The 21,690-nt window shown below is 61.0% G+C and carries 18 protein-coding genes; 9 read left to right on the plus strand and 9 right to left on the minus strand.

Annotation, left to right across the window (positions count from 1 at the left end; genetic code table 11):
* Positions 1 to 264: 264 nt before the first annotated feature.
* A complete protein-coding gene (locus ACWKV5_RS22395; RefSeq protein ID WP_483843024.1) occupies positions 265 to 1,635 on the minus strand; it encodes an aspartate aminotransferase family protein in 1,371 nt (456 codons plus the stop codon).
* A gap of 33 nt (positions 1,636 to 1,668) precedes the next feature.
* Positions 1,669 to 3,159, minus strand: a complete 1,491-nt coding sequence (locus ACWKV5_RS22400) for an aldehyde dehydrogenase (RefSeq protein ID WP_483843025.1) — start codon at positions 3,157 to 3,159, stop codon at positions 1,669 to 1,671.
* 225 nt (positions 3,160 to 3,384) lie between these two features.
* On the opposite strand from ACWKV5_RS22400, the gene ACWKV5_RS22405 reads away from it, so the two are divergent.
* Positions 3,385 to 4,305, plus strand: a complete 921-nt coding sequence (locus ACWKV5_RS22405; RefSeq protein WP_483843026.1) for a LysR substrate-binding domain-containing protein — start codon at positions 3,385 to 3,387, stop codon at positions 4,303 to 4,305.
* A 189-nt stretch (positions 4,306 to 4,494) separates the two neighbouring features.
* Here the strand turns inward: ACWKV5_RS22405 and hrpB are convergent, their stop codons facing one another.
* Complete coding sequence (hrpB, locus tag ACWKV5_RS22410) at positions 4,495 to 7,011, minus strand: ATP-dependent helicase HrpB (protein ID WP_483843027.1); 2,517 nt, start codon at positions 7,009 to 7,011, stop codon at positions 4,495 to 4,497.
* A 110-nt stretch (positions 7,012 to 7,121) separates the two neighbouring features.
* On the opposite strand from hrpB, the gene ACWKV5_RS22415 reads away from it, so the two are divergent.
* On the plus strand, positions 7,122 to 7,541 hold the full coding sequence (locus tag ACWKV5_RS22415) for a hypothetical protein (RefSeq protein ID WP_027924268.1): 420 nt from the start codon (positions 7,122 to 7,124) through the stop codon (positions 7,539 to 7,541).
* A gap of 29 nt (positions 7,542 to 7,570) precedes the next feature.
* The gene (locus ACWKV5_RS22420; protein WP_483843028.1) at positions 7,571 to 8,476 is read left to right on the plus strand and encodes a cation diffusion facilitator family transporter; all 906 of its coding nucleotides are present in this window, start codon (positions 7,571 to 7,573) and stop codon (positions 8,474 to 8,476) included.
* Here ACWKV5_RS22420 and ACWKV5_RS22425 read toward each other — a convergent pair.
* Entirely contained in the window at positions 8,461 to 9,525 is a 1,065-nt protein-coding gene (locus tag ACWKV5_RS22425; protein ID WP_483843029.1) for a DUF6515 family protein, read from the minus strand. The genes ACWKV5_RS22420 and ACWKV5_RS22425 overlap by 16 nt on opposite strands.
* Positions 9,526 to 9,960: 435 nt before the next feature.
* On the opposite strand from ACWKV5_RS22425, the gene ACWKV5_RS22430 reads away from it, so the two are divergent.
* A complete protein-coding gene (locus tag ACWKV5_RS22430) occupies positions 9,961 to 10,440 on the plus strand; it encodes an Lrp/AsnC family transcriptional regulator (RefSeq protein ID WP_007894448.1) in 480 nt (159 codons plus the stop codon).
* 199 nt (positions 10,441 to 10,639) lie between these two features.
* Positions 10,640 to 10,849, plus strand: a complete 210-nt coding sequence (locus tag ACWKV5_RS22435) for a DUF2788 domain-containing protein (protein WP_027924271.1) — start codon at positions 10,640 to 10,642, stop codon at positions 10,847 to 10,849.
* Here ACWKV5_RS22435 and ACWKV5_RS22440 read toward each other — a convergent pair.
* From ACWKV5_RS22440 to ACWKV5_RS22455, 4 genes are all read right to left on the minus strand, one after another.
* Entirely contained in the window at positions 10,844 to 11,485 is a 642-nt protein-coding gene (locus ACWKV5_RS22440; RefSeq protein ID WP_483843030.1) for a pseudouridine synthase, read from the minus strand. The genes ACWKV5_RS22435 and ACWKV5_RS22440 overlap by 6 nt on opposite strands.
* A gap of 75 nt (positions 11,486 to 11,560) precedes the next feature.
* A complete protein-coding gene (amn, locus tag ACWKV5_RS22445; RefSeq protein ID WP_185045067.1) occupies positions 11,561 to 13,060 on the minus strand; it encodes an AMP nucleosidase in 1,500 nt (499 codons plus the stop codon).
* Positions 13,061 to 13,232: 172 nt separating this feature from the next.
* On the minus strand, positions 13,233 to 14,879 hold the full coding sequence (locus tag ACWKV5_RS22450) for an acyl-CoA dehydrogenase family protein (RefSeq protein WP_483843031.1): 1,647 nt from the start codon (positions 14,877 to 14,879) through the stop codon (positions 13,233 to 13,235).
* Between the two features lie 74 nt (positions 14,880 to 14,953).
* Positions 14,954 to 17,338 (minus strand): 7TM diverse intracellular signaling domain-containing protein, encoded by a 2,385-nt coding sequence (locus ACWKV5_RS22455; RefSeq protein WP_483843032.1) that lies wholly within the window; start codon positions 17,336 to 17,338, stop codon positions 14,954 to 14,956.
* A gap of 326 nt (positions 17,339 to 17,664) precedes the next feature.
* On the opposite strand from ACWKV5_RS22455, the gene ACWKV5_RS22460 reads away from it, so the two are divergent.
* The 4 genes from ACWKV5_RS22460 to ACWKV5_RS22475 all read left to right on the plus strand — a co-directional run bounded on the left by ACWKV5_RS22460 (position 17,665) and on the right by ACWKV5_RS22475 (position 21,197).
* Positions 17,665 to 18,462, plus strand: coding sequence for a hydroxymethylpyrimidine/phosphomethylpyrimidine kinase (locus ACWKV5_RS22460; protein ID WP_027924276.1), 798 nt, complete (start codon positions 17,665 to 17,667; stop codon positions 18,460 to 18,462).
* A gap of 32 nt (positions 18,463 to 18,494) precedes the next feature.
* The gene (thiE, locus tag ACWKV5_RS22465; RefSeq protein WP_483843033.1) at positions 18,495 to 19,118 is read left to right on the plus strand and encodes a thiamine phosphate synthase; all 624 of its coding nucleotides are present in this window, start codon (positions 18,495 to 18,497) and stop codon (positions 19,116 to 19,118) included.
* A 15-nt stretch (positions 19,119 to 19,133) separates the two neighbouring features.
* The gene (gene hemL, locus ACWKV5_RS22470) at positions 19,134 to 20,417 is read left to right on the plus strand and encodes a glutamate-1-semialdehyde 2,1-aminomutase (protein WP_483843034.1); all 1,284 of its coding nucleotides are present in this window, start codon (positions 19,134 to 19,136) and stop codon (positions 20,415 to 20,417) included.
* A gap of 225 nt (positions 20,418 to 20,642) precedes the next feature.
* Positions 20,643 to 21,197, plus strand: coding sequence for a tetratricopeptide repeat protein (locus ACWKV5_RS22475; RefSeq protein WP_123433439.1), 555 nt, complete (start codon positions 20,643 to 20,645; stop codon positions 21,195 to 21,197).
* 160 nt (positions 21,198 to 21,357) lie between these two features.
* Here the strand turns inward: ACWKV5_RS22475 and ACWKV5_RS22480 are convergent, their stop codons facing one another.
* Positions 21,358 to 21,687, minus strand: a complete 330-nt coding sequence (locus tag ACWKV5_RS22480; protein WP_007894425.1) for a DUF1820 family protein — start codon at positions 21,685 to 21,687, stop codon at positions 21,358 to 21,360.
* Between the last annotated feature and the right edge of the window lie 3 nt (positions 21,688 to 21,690).

Here is a 21,690-nt window from a genome sequence, read left to right on the forward strand (position 1 = left end):
ACTGGCGAAGTCGATGTTGGCCCAGTGCGGGGAGAAGGAAAATTAGGAAATATGTCGAGGCGAATGATGAAAAAGCTGTGTAGCGCGCACTGGAAAAGGGCGGTGTGGGCGGGGGTGCTCGAGGTGGGTGCAAAAGGTGCGAGGTGCGGTGAATCGGCCATAGCATTCGTGAGCAGGCTCGCTCCCACAAGGGACTTGTGATCGACACATATCCAATGTGGGAGCGAGCCTGCTCGCGAAGAGGCCCGCAAGAGCGCTACAAGATCAAAGTCGGCCGTATTCCTGCGCCGTACGATCAACCGCTTTCAGGGTCTTGCCCACCAGCTCATCAATCTCTTCACGACTGGCAATCAACGCCGGTGCCATGATCATCCGCCCCAGCGTCGAGCGAATAATCACCCCCTCTTCAAAGCCAATCGTGCGGCAACGCCACGCGATGTCGTTCTCGTTGGCAAAGCGCTTGCGGCTGGTTTTGTCCTCGGCCAATTGCAACGCCGCGACCATGCCGACGCCTTGAATATCGCCCACCAACGGGTGATTGCCGAACACCTCGCGCAAGCACTGTTGCAGGTACGGGCCGATGTCATCCTTGACCCGCGTCACCACCCCTTCATCACGCAAGGCCTTGAGGTTGGCAATCGCCACCGCCGCCGCTACCGGGTGCCCGGAATACGTCAGGCCGTGGGCAAACACCCCGCCCTGCTCTACCAGCACGGTGGCCATTTTCTTCGACAGGATCAACCCGCCCATCGGGATGTAACCGGAGGTCAAACCCTTGGCGATGGACAAGGTGTCCGGCTCGAAACCGAAGTACTCGTGGGCGAACCATTCGCCGGTGCGACCGAAGCCGCCGATCACTTCATCAGCGCACAGCAGCACGTCGTACTTGCGGCAGATGCGCTGGATTTCCGGCCAGTAACTTTCTGGTGGGAAGATCATCCCGCCCGCGCCCTGGAACGGTTCGGCGATGAAGCCTGCGACTTTGTCCGCACCCAGTTCGAGGATCTTCGCTTCCAGTTGCTGCGCTGCCCGCAGGCCAAACTCAGCCGGGGTCAGATTGCCTTCGTGGGCGAAAAAATACGGCTCGTCGATGTGCTCGATGTCCGGAATCATGCCGCCCATTTCGTGCATGAACTTCATGCCACCGAGCGCCGTCGCGGCCAGGGTCGAGCCGTGATAACCGTTCCAGCGACCGATCATGATTTTCTTCTCGGGCTTGCCGAGAATTGTCCAGTAACGGCGCACGGTACGGATCAACACCTCGTTGGCTTCAGAGCCGGAGTTGGTGTAGATCGCGTGGCTGTAGTGCCCCGGCAACAGGCTGAATAGCAGCTCCGACAGCTCGATCACCTGCGGGTGAGTGGTGTGGAAAAACATGTTGTAGTACGGCAGCTGCTCCAATTGCTGAGTCGCTGCCGATGCCAGATCCTTGCGCCCGTAACCGAGGTTGGTGCACCACAACCCGGACATGCCATCGAGGTAGCGCCGACCGTCGTTGTCCCACAGGTGCAGGCGTTCGCCACGAACCATCACCCGGGGTCCTTCGTCATTGAGTGCCTTTTGATCGACGAATGCATGGATGTGGTGCGCAGCGTCGGCGGCCTGGTAGTCGCGGGTTTCACGTGGTGTGGTCATCGCCAGTTCTCCGTTTTTTATTAGCGGCTGTTATCAGCGCAGCTGAAACCAGGTGGTCTTCAACTGGGTGTATTTATCGAATGAATGCAGCGACAAGTCACGACCGAAACCGGACTGTTTGCCGCCGCCGAACGGCACGGTCACGTCGAGTGCATCGACGCTGTTGACCGAGACCGTTCCCGCTCGCAATTGCCGCGCCACACGGTGGGCGCGATTGAGGTCATCGGTCCACAGCGACGCCGCCAGACCGTAGACGCTGTCGTTGGCCAGTTGCAAGGCGTGGGCCTCGTCATCGAACGCCGTGACGGCCAGCACCGGGCCGAATACTTCGTCGCGAAACAGCGGCATGTCCGGGGTCACACCGGTGAAAATCGTCGGCTGGATGAAGTTGTCAGAGCCGTTGAAGATCGACTGCCGGCCACCGCACACCTTGGTCGCGCCCTGACGTTCGGCTTGCTGGATGAACTTCATGATGCGCGCGGTCTGGCGGCTGTCGACAATCGCCCCGGCGCCGCTCGACGGGTCCAGCGGATCGCCCGGCAACCAGCGCTCGGCCTGGGCCATGAGGCGTTCGACGAACTCGTCATGAATCGAGCGTTGCACCAGCAAACGCGAGTTGGCCGAGCAGACTTCGCCCTGATTGAAGAAGATCCCGAATGCGGCTTTTTCAGCGGCCAGATCGAGGTCCTGACAATCGGCGAACACCAGGTTCGCGCTCTTGCCGCCGCACTCCAGCCACACCTGCTTGAGGTTCGACTGCGCAGAATATTGCATGAAAAATTTGCCGACTTCGGTAGAGCCGGTGAACACCAGGCAATCGACATCCGGGTGCAAACCGAGGGCTTTGCCGGTCTGCTCACCGAGGCCCGGCAGCACGTTCAATACGCCGGCCGGCAAACCCGCTTCCAGCGCCAGCTCGGCCAGCCGCAGGGCGGAAAACGGTGATTGTTCGGCGGGTTTCAGAATCACCGAGTTGCCGGCGGCCAGGGCCGGTGCGAGTTTCCACGCAGCCATGTCCAGCGGGAAATTCCACGGCACCACGGCAGCGACCACCCCGAGGGCTTCACGGGTGATGGTCGCCAGCACGTTCTGCGCGCTGGGGGCGATCTGATCGTAGAGTTTGTCGAGGCTTTCGGCGTACCAGCGAAACACCCCGGCCGCGCCCGGCACGTCGATGTTGTAGGCGTCCATCACCGGTTTGCCCATGTTCAGCGAATCGAGCAATGCCAGTTCTTCGCGATTGACCATGATCAGGTCGGCCAGGCGCAGCAGCACCTGTTTGCGCTCACTTGGCGAGCGCGCCGACCAGATGCCGGCTTCATATACCTGCCGCGCATTACTGACAGCGGCGTCGACCTCTTCATCGCCACACGCCGTCACGTTGGCCAGGCATTGCCCGGTGGCCGGGTTGATCGCGGCGAACGTCTGGCCGGATTGCGCGGAACGGCGTTTACCGTCGATCACGGCCTGGTCGGGAAACTGCAGCGCTGCGGCTTTGTTTTGCCAATATGCAAGCTCGAACACGTTCAGATGCTCCAAGGGCTTTTCTTGTGAATGGATGGTGGCCCAGCCCCGTGTCCACGAAAAATAGTAAAAATGTTTTCGCAGACCATGAAAAAACTGGGCAGCCAACCTCCCCCAGCGCGCGGTATGTGGTTATTGTTCAAGCACAACAACACCGTCGTCAGAACGGACGCAGTCGGCGCGAATATTGCCTGGATGCCTTGATCATCCACCCCGAGGTTTGCCGTGGCTGCCTACAACTTGCGTCAACTGAAATACTTCATCACCACCGTCGAATGCGGCAGCGTCGCCGAGGCCTCGCGCAAGCTGTACATCGCCCAGCCGGCGATTTCCACGGCGATCAAAGGCCTGGAAGACAGCTTCGGCGTGCAACTGCTGATCCGTCATCACGCCCAAGGGGTGTCCTTGACGCCGAGCGGCGCTCGCTTCTACCGCAAGGCTCAGGAACTGCTGCGCATGGCCAAGGAGTTCGAGCAGAACGCCCTGGCCGACAACGACGTGGTGGCCGGGCAGATCGACATCGGCTGCTTCGAAACGGTCGCGCCGCTGTACCTGCCGCAACTGATTGCCGGGTTCTCGGCGCTGTATCCGGGGGTGAAAATCCGCATTCGCGACGGCGAGCAGCAGGAGCTGGTGCAAGGCCTGACGTCGGGCACCTTCGACCTGGCGATCCTGTACGAACACGACCTCGACGCCACCATCCAGACCGAGCCACTGATGCCGGCGCAGCGACCTTATGCGTTGCTGCCGGCGGACCATCGCTTTGCCCAACTCAAGCAGGTGTCGCTGCGTGACCTGTGCCTGGAGCCGATGATTCTGCTGGACGTGCAACCGAGCCGGACGTACTTCGTCAGCCTGTTCGAGGAATTGAACCTGTCGCCGAACATTGCCTTCAGTTCACCGTCGATCGAGATGGTCCGGGGCATGGTCGGGCAAGGGTTCGGCTTTTCGATCCTGGTCACGCGACCGCACTCGGAATGCACCTACGACGGGCAGAAAGTGGTGTGCGTGGACATCGTTGAAGACGTCACCGGTTCAGGGTTGGTGGCGGCGTGGCTCAAGCGCGGGCAGTTGACCAAGCCGGCGCAGTTGTTTGCCGATTATTGTCGGGAGCAGCTCACTGCGAAAGCTGCGACAAGAGCTTGAGTCTGGTGCCTCCTCTGTGGCGAGGGAGCTTGCTCCCGCTCGACTGCGCAGCAGTCGCAAAACCGTCGCATGCGTTGTATCTGACAGACCTCGGTCGCAGGTTTTGGGGCGGCTTCGCCACCCAGCGGGAGCAAGCCCCTTCGCCACAGGTAATCCCCTTTGCCACAGGGTTAGTGTTTAGCCATAGGATTACTTGCGGGGTTTGATCCGCGCAGTCGCTTCGGCCACCAACGGATCATCGGGCCAGTAGTGCTTCGGATACCGCCCCTTCAAATCCTTCTTCACCTCGGCATAGGTGCTGCGCCAGAAGTTCGCCAGGTCCTGGGTCACCTGCACCGGCCGCCGAGCAGGCGACAGCAGATGCAGCTTGACCACTTGCCGGCCACCGGCAATACGCGGCGTCTCGGCCAGGCCGAACAGTTCCTGCAAACGCACCGCCAGAATTGGTGGTTGCTCGCTGTAATCCAGACGAATCGACGACCCCGACGGCACGCTTAGATGATGCGGCGCCAGCTCATCGAGCCGTTGCGGCAGCGGCCATGGCAGCAGGTTATGGACGATGCTCGACAGATCCAGGTTGGCAAAGTGGCTGAGCCGCGAGACTTTGCCCAGATACGGCATCAGCCAATGTTCGAGGGCTTTAAGCAGCGCGGCGTCGCTGACATCCGGCCATTCACTTTCGCCCTTGCCGGCCATATCCAACTGACGCAACAAGGCCACCCGCGCCTGCCACTGACGCAACTCCGGAGTCCACGGCAACAACTCCAGACCTTTGCGTCGCACCAGATTGACCAGCGCCTGACTGCGCGCAGATTCATCAAGACCGGTCAACGGTTCGCGGCTCAGGATCAGCTCACCGACCTTGCGCTGACGCTCGGCGCGCAACACGCCTTCACGCTCGTCCCAATCCAGTTGATCAACGATGCGCACTTGCTCGGCGAGCACCGAGTCGAACAGCGCCGGATCGAAATCCGTCGCCAGATAAATCCGTTCCTCCCGCTGGCCCTGACGACTGCCGAGATCGGCGATCACCAGCCACGCCTGTTTCATCAAGCTGTCAGCCTCGGCGAACAACGCGGCGCGGCCGTTGGCCAAGCGGTATTCCGCGCCACCGGCACGGCGCTGCTGGGCGACGCGGTCGGGATAGGCCAGCGCCAGCAGTGCGCCGAGCCAGCGCGGATGATCCGGATCGCTGACCGGCTCCGAGGCTTTGCCGCGCAGATAACCACGGTATTGCCGCGCCAGTTGCCGGGCCCGTTGAACGCCACCTTGAGCACCGCGCGCGGCGCGTTCTTCGCCGGACAACAGCACCAAGCGACTGTGCAGATCGGCGCCAGCGCCACGCAAGATATCGCGCTCACCGAGCAACGCCGCGACATCGCAGGCCATGTCAGCCAAGCCCAGCGCCTGACCACGTAACAACAAATGCGCGATGCGTGGATGCGCCGGCAGTTCCGCCATGGCCTGTCCGTGACGGGTCAGCGCTTCACCGTCCAATGCACCCAGTCGATCCAGCAAGTCCTGAGCCTGGGCATAAGCGGCGGCCGGTGGGACATCCAGCCAAACCAACTGACCCGGCGTCACGCCCCAGCGACCGAGTTGCAACGCCAGGCCGGCGAGGTCCGCCGAGAGAATTTCCGCACTGGCGTAGGCCGCCAGTTGCTCGTGTTGATCCTGCGACCACAAGCGATAACACACGCCTGGCTCCAAACGCCCTGCCCGGCCCGCGCGCTGCGTGGCGCTGGCCTTGGAGATGCGCTGGGTGTCGAGGCGGGTCATGCCGCTGCCGGGGTCGAAACGTGGCACCCGCGCCAACCCGGCATCGATCACCACGCGCACGCCGTCGATCGTCAGGCTGGTTTCGGCGATGTTGGTCGCCAGCACCACTTTGCGCTTGCCGGTCGGCGCCGGATCTATCGCCGCGCGCTGGGCATTCAGGTCCAGCTCACCGTGCAGCGGGCAAAGCAGCACCTGCGGGCTATCACCCAAGGCGTCGGCCAATTGTTGATGCACACGACGGATTTCCGCTTGTCCCGGCAGGAATACCAGGATGCTGCCGGTTTCATCGTTCAAGGCTTCGAGGATGGTCTGTACCAGACGCGGCTCAATAAACTCACCGGGCTGGAACGGCCGCCCCCAGCGCATCGCCACCGGGTACATGCGGCCTTCGCTGCGCAAAATTGGCGCATCGTCGAGCAACCCGGCCAGGCGTTCGCCCTCCAGGGTGGCCGACATCAGCAGGATTTTCAGCGGTTGATCGTCGCGAAACAGCTCGCGGCCATTCAGGCTCAGGGCCAACGCCAGGTCGGCGTCGAGGCTGCGCTCGTGGAACTCATCGAAGATCAGCAGGCCAACGCCTTCCAGCGCCGGATCGTCCTGCAAGCGACGGGTCAGGATGCCTTCGGTGACCACTTCGATACGGGTCTTGGGCCCGACTTTGCTGTCGAGACGAATGCGATAGCCGACCGTTTCGCCAACCGTCTCCCCCAATTCACTGGCCAGCCGCTCCGCCGCCGCCCGTGCTGCCAACCGGCGCGGTTCAAGCATCAGAATGGTTTGCCCGGCCAGCCAGGTCTCGTTGAGCAGGGCCAATGGCACACGGGTGGTCTTACCGGCGCCGGGCGGTGCTTCGAGCACGGCTTCGTGGCGTGTCGCCAAGGCTTCACGCAGCGCGGGTAAAACTTCATCAATCGGCAAAGAAATCATGCTGGCTCCCAAACAGAGGCGCGAGTATAACGGCGAACTGCTCGGCGTTTATCACGGTCCTAATTCATAACGACGACGCTTCGTTTTCCAGATGACTCAGGAGATTTCATATGCGTGTTCCCTTTCGCCTGATTGGCGGTGTGTTGGTTGCAACCCTGCTGACCCAAGTGACCGCTTGCGGATCGATTTTCTACCCCGACCGCCGTGGGCAAATCGACGGCAAGATCGACCCGGCCATCGCCGCGCTGGATGCCGTGGGCCTGTTGTTCTACATCATCCCCGGCCTGATCGCGTTTGCGGTCGACTTCGCCACCGGCGCGATTTACTTCGAACCCGGCAAGACTGCTCAGGTCGACCCGGAAAAACTCAAGGAAGCGATCGGTGCCGACGGCAAGGTCGATAACCACAAGTTGCAGACTATTCTCGAAACTGAACTGGGCCGCAGCTTCCCGCTGGACGACCCGCGCTTGATCCAACATAAAGGCAGCACCCAGCAACTGGCCCTGCTCGGCCTGCAACCCGCCGCGTAACCGGTGCACCAGAAGGAAAAGCCGCCCCTATGATTTCCAGCTCCGAACACGCCCGCCTGCTGCGGCTGGCGACCCGTGCCTCGGTGGCGGTGGCGTGTACGCTGATCGTCGCCAAGGCCATCGCCTGGTGGTTGAGCGGCTCGGTGAGCATGCTCGCCGGGTTGACCGACTCGGCGCTCGACGGCGTCACGTCGTTGCTCAATCTGCTGGCGGTGCATTACGCCTTGCGCCCGGCCGATGACGACCATCGTTACGGGCATGGCAAGGCTGAGTCGCTGGCGGGCATGGCGCAGGCGTTGTTCATTGGTGGCAGTGCGGTGTTGATTGCCATGCAGGCGATAGACCGGCTGCAACACCCGGAGCCGGTCGGCGCTCCGTGGATCAGCATCGGGGTGATCGTGTTTTCCTTGGTGCTGACGGTGGCGTTGCTGATGTTGCAGCATCGCGTGGTCAAGGCCACAGGCTCCAACGCGGTGCGTGCGGACTCGCTGCATTACCGCTCGGACCTGCTGCTCAACGGCAGCATTCTGGTGGCGCTGGTGCTGGCCGGGTTTGGCTGGCATCAGGTCGACCCGTGGTTCGGTCTGGGGATTGCCGCGTACATTCTCTGGAGCGCGATTCAGATCGCCCGGGAAAGCTTCACAGTGTTGATGGATGAAGAACTGCCACCGGATGTCAGTCAGCACATGCTTGAACTGGCCTGCAGCGTGCCGGGTGTTCTGGGGGCGCATGATTTGCGCACGCGGATTTCCGGCAACCAGTGGTTCGTGCAACTGCACCTGGAATTGCCGGGGGATTTGACGCTGTCAGTCGCCCACGGCATCAGCGATCAAGCCGCCGATGCCATCCACGCCGCCTACCCGCGAGCCGAAGTGCTGGTGCACGCCGACCCGCAAGAAGTGGTGTTGGCTGCCCGGACTCAGAACTTGACCTGATAACCGCGACTGCCCAGGCAATTGCCTTGGGCTTGTCGGTAGGCTTGCACCACCGAAGGGTCTGGTTGGTAAGTGTCGGCGCGTGGATCAAAACCGCTCTGCTGCACCGCGTATTGGTAGCACTCGTAACCGTCCTGACTGACCTGTTCCGGCGACTGCCCGTTGGCCGGGTACGCCTCGACGTCATAGCCATTGCTGGACGATTGCGGCAGCGGTTGTCCTGGCGGTTCGACCACGACGTAATCCTGAGTGTTCTCTTGATAGGCGTAATACGAACCGGCGGCCAGGAACAGCAATGACCCGCCAATCCACACTTCACGGGCGTAATCGGGCAAGTAACTGACACGGATCCCGCGTGGCGGCTGCACCACCACGTAACGCGGGCCTTGCGGGCGATACCAGTAGCCGCCGGAATAGAAATAATCCCGACCGCCGTAAGGCACACGGTAATCGCGATCCGGGAAGCGATCGATCACCTGACCGGGCCGATACTGCGGACCTGGGCCCCAACCGTTGCCGTGCCCATTCGGGCGACCTGCCCAGTAATGATCATTGGGCCGTGCGCCCATACCGCCGGTTTGCCACTGCTGGTTGTATCCGTTGTTGCGCGGATTGTCCTGATAGTAGCCACGCTGCGGCTGCTGGGTCTGGCGCACGGTATCGGGCCGGCCCTGGATCGGCAGGTCATTGGCGGGTAATTGTGGTGGCGGTGGCGGCGAGCGAACCGGGTTGTTGTAGTCGTGCTGCGGTCGTGGCTGGTTCTGGTTCTGCCATTGACCGTTGTTTTGGTTTTGGCCGTTATGTTCGAACTGGCGGCTGTTTTCGCCACGAATGATCTCGTTGTTCTGCGGACGCGGCTGATTATTCTGCTGATCGTTCTGCGGGCGTTGCTGATTGTTGCCATGCCCCTGACCGTTGCCCTGGTGGCCATCCGGCCCATGCTGCCCGCCATCGTTTCCACGGTTTTGCTGATCATCGGCCAGCGATTGCGCAGCGACACCGACACACAGCAAACCAACACCGGCCAAACGCCAGATGCGCGACTTCATGCTTTTCCTCACTGCGGGTTAGGGCCTGTACGTAAGACTGGAAAAGCACAGGCCGGTTCTGCAACAGGTTATCAGTCGCGAAACTTATTTATTGAGGGCAGAAGAGAAATCGCGGGCAAAAGAAAAGGGAGACCCGTCGGCCTCCCTTTGAGAACTTCGTCCGTGCTCGACGCTTATGACGCCGGCTCACCTCACGCCGTCTTCTGGACAGTGTGTAGCTCGGGGGCCGGCACATCCCCGGTGGGGGTGGCGGCCGCGACTGGCCTGATTGGGCGAGTCGCTGTGGACTGTTTGTCCGAGCAGTGATTCTGGTGATAAGAATAGGCCTGGGGCGCCGGCAGAGGATTGCGAAGATTGCTCAAATAAACATCACTTGCGCAATTTTTAACCCTGGATAGATAATCTGCCGCAATAGTTACGACAAAGGCCTGATTGATGAGCAAACTCGACCGATACGACTTGAGCATTTTGGCGGAATTGCAGCGTGACGCGCGCATCTCCAACCAGGAACTGGCCGAACGCATTGGCCTGTCGCCTTCGCCATGCTCGCGCCGGGTCAAGCAACTGGAAGACGACGGCTACATCACCCGTCAGGTCGCCCTGCTCGACCGCAAAATGCTCGGTTTGAGCCTGACGGCCTATGTGCTGATCGGCATGGACCGACACACCCCCGAGCGGTTCGAGAACTTCGAAGCGGCGATCCGTACCTTGCCGCAGGTGCTGGAATGCAGCCTGGTGACGGGAATGGATGCGGATTATCAGTTGAAGGTGGTGGTGCCCGATATGGACCACTATCAGAAACTGCTGCTGGGGCATCTGACCCGGATTGAAGGGGTGACGAGTGTGCGGTCGAGTTTTGTGTTGAATCAGGTGCTCAATAGCACTGAGTTACCGCTGACTCATCTGCGCAGCTGAGGACGCCTTCGCGAGCAGGCTCGCTCCCACAGGGATCTCACATGCGCTGAAGATCCCTTGTGGGAGCGAGCCTGCTCGCGAAGAGGCCGGCACAGGCGACGAATGACTGCGACACACCGACGCAGGTCAATACTTCGCCAATCCCCCGTGGCGTATACTCGCCGCGCCCTTTTAGCCGCGCCTGCGCTGGAGATGTTCGATGGATCCTGCAGTATTTGAAGAGTGGATGATGACTGGCCTTGTCAGCATCCTGATCATTTTCATGGGTTTCATCGTCTGGGATCTGGCGAAGAAGTCCAAGGCCGGGCGCTTTGGCTCGATGATTCTGTTCTTTGTGCTGGGTCTGGGCGTGGCCGCGTTCGTGATCAAAAGCGTGGTGATCGGCCTGATCGAATCCGGCACGTTATAAACGCGCCGGCACTTCTTTCCACTGGCCCTGATCAAGCCCTTCGATCGTCCAGTCGCCGATTCTGACCCGCACCAGCCGCAATGTCGGCAAGCCGACCGCCGCCGTCATGCGCCGTACCTGACGGTTTCGCCCCTCGCGAATCACCAACTCCAGCCAACTCGTGGGTACGCTTTTGCGAAAGCGTACCGGCGGATTGCGTGGCCACAGCTGCGGCTCATCAAGCTGCCGCGCCTCGGCCGGCAGCGTCATGCCGTCGTTCAGTTCAACGCCATCACGCAAGCGCTGCAATTGCTCGGCACTCGGCTCACCTTCCACCTGCACCCAATAGGTCTTGGCCAGTTTGTGCTTCGGGTCGGCAATTCGCGCCTGAAGTTGGCCATCGTTGGTCAACAGCAGCAAACCTTCACTGTCGCGGTCCAGCCGTCCTGCGGGATAGATTCCGGGAATCTCGATGTAATCCTTGAGCGTCGCCCGCCCTTCGCCGTCGCTGAATTGGGTCAGTACGTCGAACGGTTTGTTGAACAGGATCAGCTTCGGCTCGGCCGGCGGCGCTTTGGCGACACGGCGCGGGGCTGAGGACGATGGCGCAGGCTTCACGCCAGGGCGGCGGGAAACGGGACGTGGTGGACGAGGCATGAGGAAAGGAACATCTAACGGTCAGGGCTGCTAATGCTAGTGCCCTGACCGCTAAATGACCATGACAACTATTTATCAGCGGAACGGAGGCTCGTCGAAGCTGCGCAGTTTGCGCGAGTGCAACGAGTTGAGTTCGGTGCGCAACAGATCCACCGCCTCGATGCCGATCTTTAAGTGCTGGCTGACCGCGCGTTCATAGAAGGCGTTGGCCGAGCCCGGCAACTTGATTTCGCTGTGCAACGGTTTGTCCGAGACACACAGCAACGTGCCGTAAGGCACCCGCAAACGATAGCCCTGGGCGGCGATGGTGCCGCTTTCCATGTCCACTGCGACAGCGCGAGACAGGTTGATCAACGGACGCTCCTGCGCCCAGCGCAGTTCCCAGTTACGGTCGTCATACGTCAGAACCGTGCCGGTGCGCAGGCGTTTCTTCAGCTCGTCACCTTTTTCGCCGGTGATATTGGCCGCTGCTTGCTGCAACGCCATCTGCACTTCAGCCAGGGCCGGAATCGGAATGTTCGGCGGCACGACCCGGTCGAGAATCCCGTCGCGGCGCATGTAAGCGTGCGCCAGCACGTAGTCACCAATGGTCTGCGACTGACGCAGGCCGCCGCAGTGGCCGATCATCAGCCAGCAATGCGGACGCAATACCGCCAAGTGGTCGGTGATGTTTTTGGCGTTGGACGGGCCGACGCCGATGTTCACCAGCGTCACGCCGTGGCCATCGCTGGCGATCAGGTGATAGGCCGGCATCTGGTAACGGTGCCAGACCACGCCCGCGGCAATGGCCGAGGCTTCGCCGTGGTCCATGCTTTTTTCGATGATCACGTTGCCCGGCAAGACCATGCGCACAAAACGCGGGTCGCTGCGCAATTGCTCCAGGCCATGGACGATGAACTGGTCAACGTAACGGTGGTAGTTGGTCAACAGGATCCACGGCTGCACATGACGCCAGTCACTGCCGGTGTAATGCACCAGTCGACGCAGGGAGAAATCCACCCGGGCGGCATCGAACAGCGCCAGCGGCAACGGGTCGGTGTTTTCCCAATCGTACAAGCCATCGGCGATGCCATCGGTGGCGGCCGACAAATCGGTACTCGGGAACACTCGCGCCAGCACGGCAGCGGTCACGCCGGAACCGGCCAGTTCATCGCCCTGCTCGACCACGTAAGGATAAGGAATGTTCTGCTGGCTGACGCCGACTTCGACGGTCACGGTGAAGTCGTGCATCAATGGCACAAGTTGTTCCAGCAGGTATTTACGGAAAGCGGCCGGATGGGTGACGGTGACACTGTAGGTCCCCGGCAGTTGAACCTTGGCGTAGGCACGCGTGGTCTGCGGGACTTCACCCTGGCAGTGATAGGTCAGACGCAATTCAGGATAACGAAACATCGCACGCTGTTCGGCGTCCGGCTCGACACGGTCCTTGAGGTAACGCTTGAGCGCCTGATTGAGCGCGGTGGTTGCACGATTGTGCAAGAGCGCAAGCCGGTCCACGGCTTGCTCGGCGGTTTGAACGACAATAAAAGCTTCGGTCACGATCAGCATCCTGTGTTCTGACTTGCAGACCTTCATCTTGCCTGCATCGTCGCTTCACGGGAACAGTGGTGGCTATACAAATGCCAAGTCCAGCGCTGATCCAATGTGGGAGCGAGCCTGCTCGCGAATGCGGACTGTCAGCCAACATCAATGCTGAAGGTCAAATCGCTTTCGCGAGCAGGCTCGCTCCCACAAGGGTCTGGGTCGCTCACATAAGTGGAGTCGAGCGGGCGACAATCGCCTCTACATCCAGCCCACGCGGCAACGCGCCATAGACCCGTCCCGCCGAACCGAGGCGACTGGCAATAAACGCATCGCTGACCGCCGCATTCCCCGCTTCCAGCAACAGCTTGGCTTGAAGCCCCAAGGCGATGTCTTCCGTCAATTGCCGCGCGCGGTACTGAATGTCGCTGGTGTCCTTGAAGGCCGCCTGCAACTGGCTGATGTGCGCAGCCAGGCGTTTGTCGCCATGACCATCACCCAGTTCGCTGAACAACACATCCAGCACGCCAGGCTCCTTGGACAGCGCGCGCAACACATCCAGGCACTGCACGTTGCCGGAACCTTCCCACGTCGAATTGACCGGCGCCTCCCGATACAGGCGCGGCAGGATGCTTTCTTCGACATACCCGGCGCCGCCCATGCATTCGGCGGCTTCGTTGATCATCGCGGGCGCTCGTTTGCAGATCCAGTATTTGCCCACCGCAGTCACCAGCCGGGCGAATTTCGCTTCATGGCTGTCGTCCAGATGATCCAGCGCCTTGCCCATGCGCAGGCTCAACGCGAGGGCGGCTTCGCTTTCCAGCGCCAGATCGACGAGCACGTTTTGCATCAAGGGTTGTTCGCTGAGCAGCTTGCCACCGACGCTGCGGTGCGCGCAGTGATGGCTGGCCTGGGTCAGCGCCTGACGCATCAGCGCGCTGGAACCGACCATGCAATCGAAGCGGGTCATGGCGACCATCTCGATGATCGTCGGTACGCCCCGCCCTTCTTCGCCGATCATCCACGCCAGTGCCCCACGAAACTCCACTTCGCTGGAGGCGTTCGAGCAATTGCCCAGTTTGTTTTTCAGGCGCTGGATGTAGAACTGATTACGCGTGTCGTCAGGCCGATGGCGCGGCAGCAGGAAACAGGTCAAACCCTTGTCGGTCTGCGCCAGGGTCAGGAAGGCATCGCACATCGGCGCCGAGCAGAACCATTTGTGCCCCACCAGTTCGTAAGCCTGGCCCGGGCCGCTGGCGCCGACCGGATACGCCTTGGTGGTGTTGGCGCGCACATCGGTGCCGCCCTGCTTCTCGGTCATGGCCATGCCGATGGTCACACCGGCCTTGTGCGCCATGCCGACATTGCGCGGGTCGTATTCGGTAGAGAGGATTTTCGGCAGCCACTGCTCGGCCAGATCCGGTTGCAGGCGCATCGCCGGGACGCTGGCGAAGGTCATGGTCAACGGGCAACCGCTGCCGGCCTCGGCCTGGCTGTGCAGATAGCTCATGGACGCGCGGGCCACATGCGCTCCGGACTGCGGATGCGCCCAGGGCAACGACGTCAGTCCGTGCTCGACGGCGGTGCGCATCAATTGGTGATAGGCCGGGTGGAATTCCACCAGATCGATGCGATGGCCATAACGGTCATGACTGACGAACACCGGTTTGTTCTGATTGGCCAGGAACCCGGCCTCCATCAGCGGCCCGCCGGCCAGTGCGCCATAGGCGTCGATCCGCGACTCGGCCCAACCGGCCCCGAACCGCCGCGACCATTCCTGCAGCGGCAGGTCGATGCGGTAGAGGTTGGTGCCGTCCAGCGACGGTGGCTGGTTGGTGACTTCGTGGGTTTCGGCGAACTGATGCAGGTTCATGACGGGGCTCCTTTGGGTCAGCCAAGGGATTCAGTTAAGCACTGCCCCGAGGCTGAACAAAGTGGCATATCCGCCTAACTGTCGGCGCTTTCGCCCTGTCTTGGGCACAACACCCGCCGATACAGGGCGGCCTGCAAGTCTTCGAATTTCACCGGTTTGTTCAGGTAATCGATCATGTCGCCGGTCGGGCAGCGTTCGCGATCGACGCTGAGTGCGACCACGAACACCGGCAACTCGGCGCAACCCGGCAAGTCGCGGATCTGGCAGCACAGAGAGTGGCCATCCTGAGGCGGCAGTTGGCAGTCGAGCAACACCGCGTCGAAGGTTTCACGCTGCAACTGATCGAGCGCAGCCGGGCCATTATCCGCGGACCGCACTCGAAACCCGAGCTTGAGCAACATGCCGCGCATCACCAACTGGTTGACGCTGTTATCGTCGACCAGCAACACGCTGCAATCCTGAGGCAGGCGCAAACGCGCAGGATCGCCACTCATCAATGGCATGGGCGGGCGCTCTACCACCGGCACTTCAAAGTCGACATCCAGCTGAAAACGGCTGCCACTGCCCGGCTCCGAACGGTGCGTCAGGCGCCCACCGAGCAATTCGACCAGTTGCCGACAAATCGCCAGGCCCACACCCAAGCCGCCGTATTCGCGCGTCATCGAACCGTCGAGCTGGAAGAAACGCTGATACATCGTCGCCTCCCCCAGATCAGTGAAGCCGATGCCGGTGTCGATCACTGCAAACGACAACGACAGCCGTCCGTTCTCCACCGGTTTACCCGTCACCCGCAGGGCGAGTCCGCCGACCCGGGTGAACTTGATCGCGTTGTCCAGCAGGCATTCCAGGCACTGCGCCAGTTTGACGCTGTCGCCGTGCAAGCGGTCCGGCAGCCCCGAAGTGACGTCGACTTTGAAGTCCAGCGACTTGCTCGAGGCATTGCCCTCGAACTGCGCCCGCAAGGCATCGACCACACCGCGCAAACTGAACGTTGCCGGGGTGGCCTTGAGCTTGCCAGCCTGCAATTCGGTCAGGGTCAGGATGCCGTTGACCATGCGCATCATGTCCCGCGCGGAACCGGCGGCGGTTTGCTGGTATTGCTCCAGTTCCGGGTCCATCTCGACGGTCTGCATCAACTCCAAAGAACCGATCACACCGTTCATGGGGGTGCGCAATTCGTGGGTCAGGGTGGCGAGGAATTCGTCTTTGAGCTTGTTACTGTGGGCCAGTTGCTGGTTCAGCACTTCAAGCTTCTGACCGGCATCAAACAGCGTTTGCGCCTGCTGCTCGCGCATGGCGTTGATGCGGTCGGCCAGGGCCAGCGACAGCAGGGCGACTTCGATCGCCGAACCGATCTGGCTCGAATACATGGTCAGGAACACGTTGGGCAGGTAACCCAGCACCATCAACGTGTTGACGATGCCGCCGAGCAGAAACGCCGACCAGGCAATGATGAAGTAGCGCGCCACCCGCAGGCCGCGAAGCCAGGCGCACAGCCCGGCGGCGAAAATCACCACGGTGAAGGTCAAGGCCAACGCCGTGGCCAGGCGCAAGGCCAGGGCATAACTGGCCATCAATGACAGCCCGATCACCACCGCGCCGAATGCAATCAACGCCAGCAACAAGCGGTCGAGCCAGCGTCCGTAGGAGCCGGTCTGCAGGAAGCTGCGAGCGAACTGGCTGCCGAACAGCCCTGCGCAGCCGATGAAGAACGGCGTTGCCGCGTTGGCCCACCAGGGGTTGTTCGGCCAGAAATACTCCACAGCCGCGCCGTTGACCGACAGCTGATACAGACCAAACGAGGCGATGTAGAAAATGTAATAGAGGTAACTGGTGTCACGCACACTGAGATAGATGAACAGGTTGTAGACCAGCATCCCCAGCAATACGCCGTAGATCAGCCCCAAGACGTAGAGGCGCACCGGTTGTTCTTCAAGAAACGCGGTGCTCGACCACAAGGTGACCGGCGCCTGGATCGAGCCTTCACTTTGCAGGCGCAAGTAGACGGTTTGCGCCTGGTCAGGGGTGAAACTTAAATCGAACAGGTAGTTGTTCTGGCGGATCTCGCGAGTGGCGAACGGCAGGGCATCGCCGGTCTGCCGCACCAATTGATAGCTGCCGGTTGCATCGGGCAAGTACAGATCAAGGTGATCGAGGGGCGGATAGGCCAGTTCGAGCAACCAGGTGCGTTGCGCAGCGGGGTTGGTCGGGCGGTAATGCAGATCGATTTTCAGCCAGAACACCGAACGCGAGTACCCGGCGTTGAGCGTGGCTTTGTCGTGGGTTTTGAAGTTTCCGGCCGCGGCCTGTGCACGAACATCAGCGATGGTCGCCTGACCACCCGCGTCTTCGTACACTTGCATGACTCGGCCCAGGGGAAGGCTCTGGGTGTATTCGTCGAACTCGACGGCGCTCGCCATGAGGGGCAAGCAAAGCAGCAACATCAGCAAATAGCGCATTTAAGCCCCAGCGTGGCCTGTCCGGTTATCTCAGGAAGCCCCTCATTCCCTTTGAGTAGACGTAAAACCGGTATTACCTGTTATTGGTTTGGATCCACTCTAGCATAGCCGTTGATGGCCATTGAACACCATTGAAAATTTTACTGTAGAGGCTCTAGTACGGGCGTTCCAGCGACAAATTTTGCGCAAAACCAGCTTGGTTGGTCAGGTTGTATCAATGCATCGGCCGTTTTGTTTATTCCTGTAGCCGCCAGACGCAGGCTTCGCCAGCGGCTACAGGGTCCGTCTCATGACTCGTTGGTCGACTGGTGGTAAGCTCGCGCACCATGAATATCTACAGCTCTCGCCCCGTTGTCCTCTGTCTCTCCGGCCACGACCCAAGTGGTGGCGCCGGCTTGCAGGCAGATATCGAAGCCCTGCTCGCCCAGGGTTGTCATGCGGCCCCGGCCGTCACCGCCCTGACCGTGCAAGACACGGTCAACGTCACTGACTTTCGCGTCCTCGACCGTGAGTGGGTGTTGGCCCAGGCCAATGCCGTGCTCAACGATTCCGAAGTCGCGGCGGTCAAGCTGGGCATGCTCGGTTCCCTGGAGATGGTCGACACCGTTGTCGAACTGCTCTCGGCGCACCCGCATTTGCCAGTGGTCTGCGACCCGGTGCTGCGCGCCGGCGGTGGCGGACGACTGGGCAAGGACGAAGTCGGCTACGCCATGCGCGAACGCCTGCTGCCCCTGTCCATCATCGCCACCCCTAACCTTCCCGAAGCGCGCATCCTCGCCGAACTGCCAGAAGGCACGGCCGACGAATGCGCCGAAAAACTGTTGCCGTTCGTCAAACACCTGCTGATCACCGGCGGCCATGGCGACGAACACGAAATCCACAACCGCCTCTACAGCCGCGACGGGCGCCGCGAAACGTTTACCTGCCAGCGCTTGCCCGGCAGCTATCACGGTTCCGGTTGCACGCTGGCCAGCGCCCTGGCCGGTCGTCTGGCCCAGGGTGAAAACCTCGCCAGCGCCGTACAGACCGCGCTTAACTACACATGGCGAACCCTGCGTGATGCGGAGCAACTGGGCAAAGGCCAGTTCGTGCCGCGCCGTCTGCCGCTGGATTTCTGTTCGTAACTTTTGATGCGTAAAGCGCCGAGGCTTGTCCGATGAAACTACGTGGCCTGTACGCCATTACCGATAGCCAGTTGTTGGCCGGTAAATTTCTTTCGTACGTGGAGGCGGCGCTGGAAGGCGGCGTCACCCTGCTGCAATACCGCGACAAGAGCAGCGACGAAGCCCGGCGCCTGCGTGAGGCCGAAGCACTGCGCGACCTGTGCGAACGCTACAAGACTCAGCTGATCATCAACGACGATGCCGAACTCGCTGCGCGCCTGAACGTTGGCGTGCACCTTGGCCAAACCGATGGTCCGCTGTCTCCGACCCGTGCCCTGCTCGGCCCCAAAGCAATCATCGGTTCGACCTGCCACGCGCAACTCGAACTCGCCGAACAGGCTGCAAAGGAAGGCGCCAGCTACGTCGCCTTCGGCCGTTTTTTCAACTCCAACACCAAGCCCGGCGCGCCGACTTGCAGTCTCGACTTGCTCGATCAGGCCCGCAGCACATTGCACCTGCCAATCTGCGCGATTGGTGGCATCACCCTGGAAAACGCCGCGCCACTGGTAGCCCACGGGGTTGACCTGCTGGCGGTTGTCCACGGTCTTTTTGGCGCCGAGAGTACGGCTGAAGTGACACGCCGCGCCCGCGCCTTTAACGAACTACTTAAAATCTGATTTGAGAGCCCGACCATGTCTCGTTCCGAAACCCTGTTTGCCAATGCCCAGAAACACATTCCCGGTGGCGTGAACTCGCCTGTGCGCGCGTTCAAAAGCGTCGGCGGCACCCCGCTGTTTTTCAAACACGCTGAAGGCGCCTACGTCACCGACGAAGACGACAAGCGTTATGTGGATTACGTCGGTTCCTGGGGGCCGATGATCCTCGGCCACAGCCATCCGGACGTGCTGGACGCGGTGCGTAAACAACTGGAACACGGTTTGTCCTACGGCGCCCCGACCGCGATGGAAACCGAGATGGCAGACCTGGTCTGCTCGATCGTGCCGTCGATGGAAATGGTGCGCATGGTCAGTTCCGGCACCGAAGCGACCATGAGCGCGATTCGTCTGGCCCGTGGTTTCACCGGTCGCGACAGCATCATCAAGTTCGAAGGCTGCTACCACGGTCACTCCGACAGCCTGCTGGTCAAGGCCGGCTCCGGCGCACTGACCCAAGGCGTACCGAGCTCGGCCGGCGTACCGGCGGACTTCGCCAAACACACCCTGACCCTGCCATTCAACGACATCGACGCGGTAGCAACCATGCTCGCCGAAGTCGGCCAGGACGTGGCGTGCATCATCGTCGAGCCAGTGGCTGGCAACATGAACTGCGTACCGCCGGCACCGGGTTTCCTCGAAGGCCTGCGGACCCTGTGCGACAAGCACGGTGTGGTGCTGATTTTCGACGAAGTGATGACCGGTTTCCGCGTCGCCCTCGGCGGTGCACAAGCGCACTTCGGCGTGACGCCGGACCTGAGCACCTTCGGCAAGATCATCGGCGGCGGCATGCCGGTCGGCTGCTTCGGCGGCAAACGCGAAATCATGTCGCACATCGCGCCGCTGGGTCCGGTGTACCAAGCTGGCACGTTGTCGGGTAACCCGCTGGCCATGGCCGCCGGCCTGACCACCCTGCGCCTGATCAGCCGTCCAGGCTTCCATGCCGAGCTGAGCGACTACACCAGCCGCCTGCTCGATGGCCTGCAACAACGCGCCGATGCGGCGGGCATTCCGTTCGTGACCACGCAGGCGGGCGGCATGTTCGGCCTGTACTTCAGTGGCGCCGACGACATCGTGACCTTCGATGACGTGATGGCCAGTGATGCTGCCCTGTTCGGCCGCTTTTTCCACTTGATGCTTGAAGGTGGCGTGTACCTGGCGCCGAGTGCTTTCGAAGCCGGCTTCACCTCGATCGCCCATGGCGAAACCGAGTTGAAACTGACGCTGGATGCCGCTGAGCGTGCATTCGCTGCATTGAAATAAACGCTGTGCCGCTGGCGTTGGCGACTGCCAGCGTCAGCTTTTACCTACATTCACACCGTTATTCCTACGCTTCTGCCAATAATCTCCCGCAAATTGGGCGATATATTCCCCGTGCAGCAGAAAAACGAGTAAAGACTTTGTAAGGTTGGCCCTGCTTATTTCATAATGCGCGCTTATTGGATCCCTCGATGGGTCCGCGCGCCCTTCAGAGGTAAGTCGATTCTCATGAACCGCACCGGCCGCGCCCTTGCACTGGGCTGCCTGTTGCTCCTTCAGCCCCTGCTCGCGCACGCACAAGCAGGCGGCAACTCGTTGTTAATCCCAGCGATGGGTCGCTGCACCCTCAATACTCAGCCGCAAGACCTGACGCAAGCGCTCGCCGCCTGCCAGAAAGCGTCGGATGAAGGGGATGCTCAAGCGCAATACGAGTTGGGTGAGTTCTACTACGAAGGCAAAAACGCGCCTCGCGACCTCAATCAAGCCCTCAGCTATTTCGAAAAAGCTTCGCTGCAAGGCCACGCCCAGGCGCAATTCAAACTGGGTACGATGTTCTTCCGAGGCGAAGGCGTTCAGGCCAATAACGTTCAGGCTTACATTCTGCTGAAAATGGCTGCAGTCAACGGCGCTGAAGATGCGCTGGACACCGCCGACGAAGTCACCGAGAAAATGCCACGCGAAGAGCTGGAAGTGGCGACTCAGGTACTGGGACAAATCTTTCGTAAATACCTGATGGAATTGCAGAGTGCGGATGGGCGAACGCCGTTTGCACCATTGCCCTAAACCGCACAAGGTCCCCTGTGGCGAGGGAGCTTGCTCCCGCTGGGGCGCGAAGCGGCCCTAAACCCTCCAATCACAGCCTGCCTGACGCACCGCATTCTCTGGTTTTACGACTGCTTCGCAGCCGAGCGGGAGCAAGCTCCCTCGCCACAGGGGCTCGCGCTTACTTCTCAGGCATCGGCATCGGAAACGGCATGACATTGCCGACCGCGCCACGGGCTTCGCTGATTTTCGGCGTACCCAGTCGCTCTACCTCGTCGATACGCACAATCGAATGCATCGGCACAAAACTGCGCACCACGCCTTCGAACTGAGCCTTGAGCTTCTCTTCGCTCGGATCGACGACCACTTGCGTGCGCTCGCCAAAGACGAACTCTTCCACTTCCAGGAAGCCCCACAGATCACTTTGATAGATCTGCTTGGCATACATTTCGTACACCTGGCCCTGGTTGAGGAAAATCACCTTGTAGATTGGAGCTTCACGTTTGGTCATGGT

Source organism: Pseudomonas oplopanacis, assembly GCF_057128725.1.